Below are 11,463 nucleotides of genomic sequence, written 5' to 3'. Positions count from 1 at the left end.
GAAGCGGACCGTCCGCTCTTGGCCTCACATTCGGCAATATGGACATCTACGGGCCCATAAGTCGGTGCGAGACGTTGCCGTTACATGACCATACACTACACGCGCACGGGGCGCGGAAAACCCCTCCTCCTTGTCCACGGACTGGGGGCGACCTGCGGCTCGTGGGACACGATCTCGCCTGCGCTTTCTCAAGTCAGGGAGGTAATTGCCATAGACCTGCCCGGCCATGGGCAAACACCCGACGAGGCCGACAGCGGCACGTTTGACGGACTTGCGCGCAGTCTGGACAACTGGCTCGGCGCGGAGAACCTCACAGGTATTGATATGGTTGGCAGCTCGCTGGGGGCTCGCCTGGTGCTCGAGATGGCGCGGCGCGGCCAAGCGGGCGCGGTTGTCGCACTCGATCCGGGCGGCTTCTGGCAAGGGTGGGAGCGCACCTTCTTCAAAGCCACCTTAATGCCATCGGTTGCTCTGGTTCGCGCACTGCGACCGGCGCTTTCTGCCATCACCGGAAATGTCGCAGGCCGGACCGCGCTTTTGGCGCAGCTCTCTGCAAAGCCGTGGGCGCTCGACGGGGCATTCGTCGCGCGCGAATTGAAGTCGTTGGCTGACACGCGCACCGTCAATTCGCTTGTGAAGGATCTCGCCAACGGCGCGATGCAGGAGGGCCCTGCGGCGACGGCTGCGCCTGTTGTCATAGGCTGGGGACGCAAGGATCGGCTGTGTCTTCCGCAACAGGCGGATCGTGCGATCAAGGCTTTCCCTGGAGCGACGCTGCACTGGTTCGAGCGTAGCGGACACTTCCCGATGTGGGATCGGCCAGAGGAAACTGTTCGCGTGATACTGGATGCAACGAGCATCTAGGAATCGAAATAATACTGCCACTGGGTAATTAGCAAAATGAGGGCCTATGCAGGGGCTGGCCCCATTGCAAAGTCCTTTGTTGGGCCGGAACCGGACTGGCGGCTAATGGTGAATTCGAGCCCAGAAAGCGACCTTTCAAGGCCCTGCCGATATGACAGCGTTGCTATACGCGCGTCGATTGTTCACATTATACGGGTTTATGCCCGGACGGAGGCGAGTGCCCCGCGAGAGCTTGGCGGAGATGCTGAAAATTTTAAAAAGACTCGCAGCCAAGATTCCTAAGCTCGGTCTCGCGCTGCTTGTTTGTGCCTTACTGACGTTCTCTTTTGCGATCGTCGGGGCTCAGCGCGAAGTTGCGTCGGAGTCGATCCCATACTTAGGAACTGGGGCGAGCGCTCAAGAACGGGGCGCAGCAGCCTTTGTAGGGGAGAGCTTCGGAGGGATCTCGCAACATGCGCTCGAGAGCAACGCGATTTCTTGGAAACTCGCAGCGGCGGCCTTGGTGCTCAGCGAACGCAAGCACGATCCAAGGGCCGAACCAACGCTCGACACGCTCCGCACGGTCTTGCGACGCTTCGGCTTTCTCTATCCGAACACAGCCGAAGGGCTGCCTGGCACAATCACAATCGAGGTGACGTCGAAGCCGCTAGGGATGACACATGGGACCATCGCGCCGATCGGTGGAAGCAAGGTAGAGGTCGCCAATCTCGGCTGCGCCTCCTGTCATGCCGGCGTCGCCTACGACGCGCAAGGCAATCCCGATCCCGCGCGCGCCGTGCCCGGAATGCCCAACACCTCGCTCGATCTCGAAAGCTACACGCAGGCGATCTTCCTCGCGATGCGTGAGCATTCGGACGGCGATGCTTTGCTCGAAATGGCGGACACGCTGTTTCCAGAAATGGATTGGCGCGAGCGCGCGAGCCTGCGCTGGCTGGTGCTCCCGCTGGCACGGGGGAGGCTGGAAGAACTGGCGGGGCGCGAGACGGCGTTGCCTTTTCCAAACGGGCTGCCGGGTGCGACCAACGGGGTCGCCGCGCTCAAGCTGCAAACGGGCACCGCGCTTTTGGGCGGCGGCTTTCAAGACCGGGGCTTTGTCTCGATCCCCGACCTCGCGCTGAGGCACCGGCGAAGCCGCCTGCTTGCCGATGGCGCCTATTCTACGCCATCGGGCACCACCGCCCCTTCCGAACTTGCCGCGATTACCAGCTTCTTCACGGTGCCGAGCATGGGCGTCAGCGCCGAGAAAGCGCGCGAGTATATCCCGCAGGCGAGGGCGATTTTCGCCTGGCTTGCGGATTATCGCCCTCCGCCTTTCCCTGGGCAGCTCGACCGTGCGAAGGCGCGGCGGGGTGCAGGTATCTACGCTACGCAATGCGCGGCATGCCACGGCAAATTCGAATGGTCGGGCGCCCGCCCAAAGCTTGCGACGTTTCCCGACTGGGTGGGCGATGTCGGCACGGACAGCTTGCGCGCGCAGGTTTTCGACAGCGCACTCGCCGAGGCGGTCCGTGCGTCAAGCTATGGCGATATGATCCGCGTCAGCATCGGCGAGGGATACGCCGCCCCGCCGCTTGCGGGCCTATGGGCTTCGGCCCCCTATCTCCACAATAGCTCGGTGCCGACGCTCGCCGCCCTGCTCTATCCGCGCCAACGCCCGCGGCGCTTTGCGGTCGGAGGGCATGCGCTCGATTGGAACGCGGTGGGCCTGAGGCTGGCCGATGATGGCGGCTATCCCGATGGCTATGTTCCGTTCTCGACGCCCCAATGGGTCGATACTAGCAAGCCGGGGCTCGGCAACAAGGGCCATGAATTCGGGAGCGACTTGTCCGAGGCAGAACGCGCTGCGCTGATCGAATTCCTGAAGCTTCTCTAGTCGACGAGGATTTCCGAAAGCGGCAATCGCACGGGCGCAAAGCCTTCGCCATCGCGCCTGCCGAAGCGGAATGCGCTCAAGAGGCGGTGGCCATCCGGTACTCCGTGCTGCGCACAGATCACCGCCGAAATGGTCGGATCGTCGGCCAGCGCAGCGAGGACGTTGGCGCCGAAACCCGCAGCCTCGATCTCGAGCCAGAGGCGGTGAAAATGCCGCCCGCTCTCGAACGGGTCCTCGTCCGCCGGGCGATGAAACAGCGCGATGCCCGCTGCGTTGGCGAAGGATTTGCTTTCGGCGAGCAGTGTTGGGGCAAGGCCGAGCGCGGCGAGCGGCCGGAACAGCGGCCCCAGCACCAGCCCCGCCGCAAACGCTTCCAGCCTTGAAAGCTTCATCGCATCGGCATTGAGGCCATCGCGCGACCATTGCGGATGGCGCCGCTTCAGCCGCATCCAGGCGCGCAGCTCGGCCCGGAAGCCATCCCTGTCCATGAAGCCGAAGCTCGCGCGGTCGTAAAGCGCAGCGATCGACGAGATTGCGAGGTCTTCGGTGAGGATGATCCGGTCTGCGCCCGCGAGTTGCTCCGCCGCCGACCGGTCCTCGGGTTGTGGGGGAGCAAAAGGACCGCGCCATGATGCCCGGGTCTCGAGAACATCCGTGAGGCGATCGCAATCGGGCGAAGGATACAATACGAATCGCGCGATGCGACCCAGGCCGCGGAAATCGCCGTCGCATCGTTCGATCCGGGTGGCGTAGCCCGCTTTCGACGCCGCGAGTACCAGCCCTTCGGCCACCGCGCCCAGACTCAGCGCTGCGTCGTTCCCGGTGGGGTCTCCGACCATCAGCCGCCGCGTCGGGTCCTCCAGCAGTATCAGTCCATCCCCATCGATCTTCCAGCGTGCGGGCTGAACGTTATGCACACTGGGCGATGCGCTCGCCGCTGCAACGAGCGCGCGCAGTCCATCCGAAGTCACGAAAGCCCCTTTCGAAACAGATGAAGGTGGTGCAGCGGCTTTCCGCCGAGCTTTTCCATTTGCCTGAGGCTAGCTGGGTTCTCGTCGGCGATCCAGGTCACCCCCAATTGCTCGTATCCGGCACCCCGCAGGGCCGCGAGCGTCCGCGCCAGCATCGCGCCCATGATGCCTTGCCCGTGTGCGCGGCGGGCGACCGAATAGAAGATGATCACCGCGCGCTTGCGGCGCAGACGGTAGCGCAGGAAATGAAAAGGCGTCAGCAGGCCGATGCGCGAACGGGTGGCTCTGAGGAAACCGTTGAGGTCTGGGGTGCAGATGACGGTCCCCACCGGCTCCCCGTGGTGCAACAGGACCGAGGACAGACGCGGATCGAGGATCGCGCTCATCTCGCCTGCCTGGAAATCGAATTCCTCGGCGGTCAGGGGAACGAACATCGGATTTTCGTCGAACCCGTCGTTGAGCACCTGTCGCGCCTCCTCCATCCGCTGCGGAAAGACCCGCTTGGCGATCGGGGCAAACTCGTATTCGCCCGCGTCGAGCGCGCGGGCCTCGATCCGGGCGGAAGCGATATTCACCTCGAAAGTGGTCATCGGGAAGAAGCGGGTGAAACCGTTCACTTCGAGCAGATCGGGAAGATACGGCGCGCCGACGATCATGTCGGTGTAGACGCGGCGGTCGAACCCACCGGTCATCACACCGCATTGCTGCATGGCGGTAAGGTTGAAATTGCCGACCAATTCTTCCTGGTCTCTAGCGCGGGCAAAATCCTCTGCCGCACCGAGCAATAGCGACGCGGCTTCCGTATCGTTTTTGCAATCGAAAAAGCCGAACTGCGCGCGCTTCCATCCGTGTCGCTCGTTGGAGGCACCGTGAACATGGGCGATGATCCGTCCGACGGGCCTGTCGCCGCGATGGACGGTCCAGAAGGCGTGGGGATTGCCCGCCTTCCACAACGGGTTCTTGTGGGGGGCGAGCATCCTCTCGATGTCGCCGAGCATGGGGGAGACGTAGCCGAGCGAAGGCGGATAGGCGTTGAATGGGGCTTTGAAAAACGCATCCACATCGCCCTGGCGCAGTTCGAGCGTCACTTCGCATTCTCCAGCAACCGGGCGACGATTTCGAGCTCAGAAGTCAGCGCATCCTCTTCGAGCGCGCCGCCCGATATGGCGAGAAACTGCAAGGGCTGCTGCGACCGGCGCAGCAGGTGCGATGCGCCGTAGCGACCGAGGAGCTCGCGCGCTGCGCCGCCGAGCGGGCTCTCCGCCGCAACGGTCCCGAGTGCGATGATCCGCTGCTGCGCCAGTTGCTCGACCGTTACGCCGGGCAGGTCTCCGAGTTCTTCGTTGCCGAGCGGGATTGCGCTTGCAAGCAGGGGATGGCCCGAGAGGATCGCCCGCGCGTTGTGCGGGCCTTTCACGATCTGCGACAGGATCGTCCCGGTCGCAGGCGCGCGCCGCGCAAACCGTTCGATCAGCATCAGCAGGGTTGCGCTCGCTCCGGCGCTGGCGGATGCGACCTGGACCATCGGCGGTGTCGATTTCATGAGATGCGCCGCGAGGGCCACGATCCCCGCAACGCCGCCCACCAGCGCAATGTCCGCAAGAAGCGCCAACGGTCTGCCGGAACTCGTGACCAGCCGCGAGCAGGCCAGCATGAAAACGAGCGCGGCAAAGGCACCCCCGCGAAACGCGAGGCTGGGGAACAGGCGCTCGAAATCGGTCGCCAATAGAGGAAGCGCCAGCACGAATGCTAGTGCCAGCATATCGGGCGCGCGACGTTCGCTCGGCGACACCGTTCGGCGCTGCGTGAGCAGGTGGATGAGGACTCCGGCAAGGACAAACGCTTGGAAAGCGGCGAGTGCAAGGATCGCCTCGCGCGTCCAGAACAAGCCGAAGGTCGCTGCCAGAACGGAGAAAGTGATCGCCCCGCCCAGCGCGAGGAATTTGAGAGGTCGATTTGCATGCCGCCGCACCAGTTCCTCGCCCAGCCGCAGCGTTGCGAGCGGCATCCAAGCTGCCAAGACCATCATCGTCGCCACTATCGCGGGCGAGGTCCACACGAAGTTGGCAAGCCGCAGGGCGAGCAGCACGGCGATCAGGGTAAACAGCCGCCGCAAGTGTTCTGCCACGCCGCCGCGCCGCGCGGCCGCGGCCACCCCGAACCGCGCAACCAGCGCGGCAAGCAGGCCGATGGCGGTGAGCAGGGCGGCAATGGGCGTCATGTGAGCATGCGTTTCATGAAACGGCGAACCAGCAGGCGCTTGGCGAAGGCGATGGGCGCGGCGATCGGTAGCTCGACACGCATGGCGTGCGCATTGAAGAAGTAGCCGCGGTAGTCCGTTCCCCCGCTTTGCCCGAGCACGATGCGGATCGCTTCCTCCGCCATAAGCGTGCCCGCCATCGTCACCATGGTCGAAAAGCTAAAGCGCGAGCGCCTGCCCGCCGCGACTTCCCCGGCGATGTCGAGATCGACGTATTTGTGGCTCGAACTATGCACGAGCACATATTCGATTTCCTTCATCAGGCATTCGACCGCCATGTCATCAGTAATGTCCTGCCACGCGACACCGAGTGTGGGGTAGCGCAGCCGCTCCTCGAGCCGCGGGTCTTGCGGCTTGACCACAGTGACCGATGGCAACGGCGAGGCGTAGGCATCAATCAGCGTGCGCCGGTGCTCGCGGCACTTGCGGTAGTAATGCGCACCTGCCGCAGCATCGTCCGTCCCGTTGATCGCCACATCGACGCGCGGAAGGATGTGGTCGAGCCTGTCGGTCCATTCGCGGTCGAGGACCTCGATTTCCAGTTCCGGGTTGATTTCGAGCGCAAGCCGGCAAGCGGATTCGGCTTTGGGCCGGTCGATCGTGTCGGCGCGGGCAAACAGCTGACGGTTAAGGTTGGAAATCTCGAACTTGTCGATATCGGCGATGATGAAGCGTCCCACGCCCGCGCGCACCAGCGCCATGAAGGCAGCGCCGCCCATCCCGCCGACGCCGGGAATGAATATCCGGCTGTTGCGCAGTCGCTCCTGCTCTTGGGCTGTCACGAACCCGCGATTGCGGGTTGTCATTTCTTCGTAGGTGAACGCGGTCATTGCGATGCTCTCAATCGGCCAAGCGGGCGGGAGGAATCGAGCCATTGGACCAGCGGCGCAAGCGCGGCCCCGGTCATCAGGACAAACGCCTGCACAGCAAGTTGGGGAAGTGCGCTCTTAGGCACGCTCCGTATCAGGAAGCGCTGTCCGGCGGCGAGGTCGATCGCGCCGATCTGGAGTACATCATCGCCGCGGGCGTAATCGAGCTCGCGCTCGCAATATTGGTTGTATCCATCCTTGCGGTGCTTGGTCGCCAGATCGAAGGTCTTCTTCAAATTGTCCGAACCGCCGGTGTAGGCGTTGATGATAACCTGTCGTTCCGGTTCGTAGCCTGCATCCGGGCCGACCCCGAAAGCCGTGCGGTGATGCTGCATGACCTGGTGCGCGAGATGCTGGTGCGTGAAGTTCTGGCGCGTGTTCTCCTGTGCAGGAAAGACCATACTAAAGGTCTCGGCGACCATGCCGACCACCGCCGGGACCTGGGTCACGCTGCTAATCCAAAGCGGACGCATCCGCTGGCGCAGGAACAATGCGAAACAGGTAAGGCCATAGAGGATCCACGACAGCCCGCCGCTGCGCTCCTCCGGATCGACCATGACCAGTCCAAGATGGAGCACCGTTTCGCGGTTCCCACCGTGCAGGACATCGAGCAACGGCATCGCGTTGAAAGCCACGGGTCGACCATCGCTGCGGCGGGTGACCAGCGTAATGACGCTGCGATCCCAAGCATTGTTGCCTTCGGCGAACAGGCCGTATTCGAGGCTTTCCCCTTTGAGGCACGCCCTTACCACAGTCTCGCACCCGTCTTGCAACGCGCGAAGATCGTCGGGAGCAAGCGTCAGGCCCGGTCGTTCGACAATGCGCACTCGGAATTCGCGACTGGCATTGAAGGAAGTGGACAGCACGTCCCCCTGCATCGCCTTCAAGATGTAGAACACGCCTTCTGCCCCCGCTCGCGGCCGTGAATCTTACGACTAATACAGAAACATAAACGGGAAGCTAAGGGCGAATTCTAAACCGAAATTCGAGTGCATTTGGCTTTGAGCCGCTGGTCGAAATTGGAAGCTGGCGACTTCATTATTCATACCCGAATGACTGAAGAAAATGTCCGCCTTCTGGAAATGGGCGTGGTGTCTGCAACGTCCGATAAGAGGGCGCTTTTCAGGCGGGCCTGACGGGGGCCGACTGCTGGCAGCTTACGCGACGAGCGTTTGTTCAGCTTACTGTTGACGGGCGAACCCAATAACTGCACACATGGTGTGTTATTCGCATAGGGCGGTTGTGATGAAGTTTGCGTTCTCGTTTCTGCTCATTCTTGCTGGAGCTTACCCGACCGTGGCTCAAGACTATGCCCCTGTATTCGATCCCGGTAAGCTCGACGACCGAAGCGCTGGACCAGCTAACGAAGTCATGGTGCTGGGCACGCCGCACCTCTCGCAATTGCCAGAAAAGTTCAGCGTCGAGATGGTAACACCCCTCGTAGAGCGCCTGGTGGATTGGAAACCGACAGCGATTGCCATCGAGAACAACTCGGGCCTGCTATGTGACAAGATGCGCCGCATGCCGGATCGGTACGAAGACGCGATCGAAAGCTATTGTTTTGATCCGTCTGCTGCCGAGGATGCGACTGGTCTAGATGTCCCAGCGGCCAACCTCAAAGCAGAAACTCTGCTTGCCCAGATTGAAGAGAATCCGACACCCGAAATTCGCCGAGAACTAGCAGCGGTATTTCTCGCAGCCGGTGAACCGGGGTCAGCAGTTGTGCAGTGGCTGCGGTTACCAGAGGCAGAAAGACACATCGACGGCATCTTGAATGAGGAGCTTGTCTCCTTGCTCCAGCACACCGCTGCCCGAAAAAGTGAAACCTATTCGGTCGCTGCGCAAGTTGCAGCAAAAGCTGGGCTTGATCGGCTTTGGAGTGTCGACGACCAATCAACATATATGGGCGAACTAGAGGATGAGGAGGCGTTCGGTGCGGCAATCATGGCTGCCTGGGACAATCCCGCCACCAAATCGCAATCGGACGAGGCCGATACGCTGGTAGCTGGTTTAGATCGTCCAGGTGGATTGCTTGCGATGTATCGCGCCTACAACACGCCGTCCTTCGCCGTGGTGAAATATCAGTCTGATTTTGGTGCGGCTCTCGCGGATCCTTCACCGGAAAGATACGGTCGGCACTACGTCGCGTATTGGGAGACACGTAATCTCAGGATGGTCGCCAATATGAGAGAAGTTCTCGGCCGGCAGGCAGGTACCAGAATGTTGGCCATCGTGGGAGCCTCTCATAAAGGGTATTACGAAGCTTATCTAAAGCAAATGCGCGACGCAGAGTTGGTCGATGTCATGCCGCTGCTCGAAGGCAATACTGACTAACCTCGCTGCCAGCGGTGGCTTGTTGGCCGGTCCAGCGTGGTCCGCTATTGGTCGTGGCAACGCCCAAAGCGGACATTGAATGAACGCCCCCTTTGCTGAACTAGAGAAAGCAGGCATTTCTCAAAGCTAAATGGACGTCACTACTGCCATATGTGAGCATGCACTCTATTTCATCTGATCACCCAAGGTAAGATTTGAATATGGCGCGGCAAGCCGTTTGGGCATTTCTTTGTAGCTTCGTTTTCCTTGCTGCGTGCGGGTCAAGGGCTTCACCGAGTGAAAAACTACCCAAGACGCAGCTTTTTAGTGGCCCGATCTCCCGTGAGTCCGTCAATTCGCTTATCAATAATTGGCCTAGTGGCGCACGTCGCCTCGTGATCACTAGCCAAGGGGGGGATATTGACGCTGGTATCGCACTCGGGCGCTTTCTTATCGCTCGCCAGGTTGAGGTGGTGGTGCGAGATTATTGTCTGTCAGCGTGCGCCCACTTCGTATTCGCACCAGCATCGCGAAAGCTAGTCGAGAAACACGCTCTCGTGGGTTTTCATGGCACCGCTACTGCGCGCGAACTGCTGTTGGCAAATTCAGGTCGGCCGAAGCTGGCAGAAAAATACGCTGGCTGAACAAGAAAAACGCTTCTACGATGATGTCGGCATATCACGCAGCCTGCTAATACGCCCGCTTCGGAAGGCCTTACCGATCTGTTACTTTCCGAAAGAAAGTGGTTGGGCGTTTATTGCCACCCGTGTCAATTTCTTCATACCTTCGCGCAAGTCTCTCACCGCGCAAAACGTTCTCAATATTGCGGGATTCTGGCCTCAATCACAGGTTGATATTGCCGGCATCGCTGATCGAATTCCCCAAACGGTCAATGCTACACTGCGGTTTGAGGGCCTTGGAAAGATCGGACAAAACGTCGAACCAAGAGGTGTTTCAGCTTGCCCATCGTCTTTCATCAGAGCCCATGGCTTGTAATCGATCAGCGCGGACGGAGTAGTACAATCTCAACAACCGGTATTTGATCTAACCCTTCAATGCCTCCTCATTGCTGTTTCGGGTGTCGACCTCCGCATGCCCTATGGAAGGTCGTCCCGTTAACTAAGTATCAATGCCGACTTGTAGCTCGGTAGCGGTCCGTCCGCTTTGGAAATTGCACCCAGAAATGCCGACAGTCAGCTAGCGACCCCTTTGCGGACATCCAGCGAACTGGATCAATGCCTGTAGCGTTAGCGTTTTTCCGCCCATGTCTCGTCATCGAGATTTTCACGCATGTTCGCAGCGAAAACTTCGAACGAAACGTCAGCCGGATTTACCGTTTTTAGGCCGCTTTTGATTTTGAGCCTAGCGAGTTCCGTCAGTGCTTGATTGAAAGATCAATCTATTAAGATAGTGTGAGAAGTAGGTCGGCGTTCATTGCCGCTTCTCCGAAATAAAATCGCCGCGGTTAAGAGTGCCCATTAACGATTTAAAATATGGATTTTTCATCGCATCGCCTTGCGCAATATTTTTACGATTTTCACCAGCCCAAGTCTTCCAGAATCGATTAGGAAAAAGTCGATTAATACTATGCTGCAACGGGTTTTTGGTAATTTGTAGGTCTATAATTTTTATTCTGTAATCATAACCCATTTCTGCTTCTAGATTATTCGGGTTGACCGACTCAACCGTGCTAGGGTTTTCTATATCACCAAATGTAACCACCATCGGGTATATTGAATGATCTAGCTCAACAGACAGTTGTTCGTTGCGAGCCCAGTTCCGAAATTCTTGCCAGTTGCCGCCTTCACATATTGAGGGTGGAGGCGTTTCGGAAGGGTGCCCGTTACGACACGCAGCAACCTGCATTAGATTGGCGTGATAACTTGCGGGATCCCCGATGTCCTGCGATCGCAACAACACAAATAAGACTTTGCCATTTGGAAGCGGCACGGTAACTGCCTCGCCCTCCATGCGGTATCGAATGCCGCTGGCGTCCCCGAAACGCGTTCCGGCCGTAATGGTGGATTCTAAAACACTTGAGCCACTACGCGTCCCGTCCGGCGTGTCGACGGTGACAGTCATGCGATACCGCAAGGGTTCGCTGGGATAGAATAGATCACATCCGCCCACTAGTCCGCATGCAAGTAATCCCAGAGCCCAACCGCGTGCCATCATGCCGCTACCATACTAGCCACATTATCGTTTGCGATCTGTGCATCATCGCGGCGCGAAGTAAGTCCGAGTTGGACGATGCAGATTGCGAACAGACTACAGAGGAGGCGCGGCCTCACGCTGCCACGTCCGCGTGATCGT

Annotated in this window: 10 protein-coding genes; 4 read left to right on the top strand and 6 right to left on the bottom strand. The window is 59.9% G+C overall.

All coding sequences use genetic code 11. From position 1 onward, the window contains the following. The first annotated feature begins 84 nt into the window (after window positions 1–84). Window positions 85–864: an alpha/beta fold hydrolase gene (locus KYK83_RS07260; protein ID WP_222827723.1), complete on the top strand. Its 780-nt coding sequence runs from the start codon at window positions 85–87 to the stop codon at window positions 862–864. Between the two features lie 502 nt (window positions 865–1,366). Continuing rightward, a complete protein-coding gene (locus KYK83_RS17535; protein WP_222827722.1) occupies window positions 1,367–2,737 on the top strand; it encodes a c-type cytochrome in 1,371 nt (456 codons plus the stop codon). Here the strand turns inward: KYK83_RS17535 and KYK83_RS07250 are convergent. From KYK83_RS07250 to KYK83_RS07230, 5 genes are read right to left on the bottom strand one after another with little or no spacing between them, the layout of a single operon-like run. Beyond that, window positions 2,734–3,708 (bottom strand): nitroreductase family protein, encoded by a 975-nt coding sequence (locus KYK83_RS07250; protein ID WP_222827721.1) that lies wholly within the window; start codon window positions 3,706–3,708, stop codon window positions 2,734–2,736. The two genes, KYK83_RS17535 and KYK83_RS07250, sit on opposite strands and share 4 nt — an antisense overlap. Continuing rightward, complete coding sequence (locus tag KYK83_RS07245) at window positions 3,705–4,796, bottom strand: GNAT family N-acetyltransferase (protein WP_222827720.1); 1,092 nt, start codon at window positions 4,794–4,796, stop codon at window positions 3,705–3,707. The genes KYK83_RS07250 and KYK83_RS07245 overlap by 4 nt, the downstream gene beginning before the upstream one ends. After that, window positions 4,793–5,929, bottom strand: a complete 1,137-nt coding sequence (locus KYK83_RS07240) for a hypothetical protein (RefSeq protein ID WP_222827719.1) — start codon at window positions 5,927–5,929, stop codon at window positions 4,793–4,795. The genes KYK83_RS07245 and KYK83_RS07240 overlap by 4 nt, the downstream gene beginning before the upstream one ends. Continuing rightward, window positions 5,926–6,798: a HesA/MoeB/ThiF family protein gene (locus KYK83_RS07235; RefSeq protein ID WP_222827718.1), complete on the bottom strand. Its 873-nt coding sequence runs from the start codon at window positions 6,796–6,798 to the stop codon at window positions 5,926–5,928. Before KYK83_RS07235 ends, KYK83_RS07240 begins: the two co-directional genes overlap by 4 nt. Continuing rightward, window positions 6,795–7,736: a hypothetical protein gene (locus KYK83_RS07230; protein WP_222827717.1), complete on the bottom strand. Its 942-nt coding sequence runs from the start codon at window positions 7,734–7,736 to the stop codon at window positions 6,795–6,797. Before KYK83_RS07230 ends, KYK83_RS07235 begins: the two co-directional genes overlap by 4 nt. Before the next feature lie 346 nt (window positions 7,737–8,082). Here KYK83_RS07230 and KYK83_RS07225 point away from each other — a divergent pair, with 346 nt between their 5' ends. Beyond that, window positions 8,083–9,171, top strand: coding sequence for a DUF5694 domain-containing protein (locus tag KYK83_RS07225; RefSeq protein WP_222827716.1), 1,089 nt, complete (start codon window positions 8,083–8,085; stop codon window positions 9,169–9,171). A 546-nt stretch (window positions 9,172–9,717) separates the two neighbouring features. Further along, entirely contained in the window at window positions 9,718–10,146 is a 429-nt protein-coding gene (locus tag KYK83_RS07220) for a hypothetical protein (RefSeq protein WP_222827715.1), read from the top strand. 435 nt (window positions 10,147–10,581) lie between these two features. Here KYK83_RS07220 and KYK83_RS07215 read toward each other — a convergent pair whose 3' ends face one another. Next, entirely contained in the window at window positions 10,582–11,232 is a 651-nt protein-coding gene (locus tag KYK83_RS07215; protein ID WP_222827714.1) for a hypothetical protein, read from the bottom strand. Window positions 11,233–11,463: the final 231 nt, after the last annotated feature.

The organism is Qipengyuania pacifica (genome assembly GCF_019857205.1).
Lineage (GTDB): Bacteria > Pseudomonadota > Alphaproteobacteria > Sphingomonadales > Sphingomonadaceae > Qipengyuania > Qipengyuania pacifica.
This window is presented reverse-complemented; position numbering and strand designations above follow the sequence as displayed.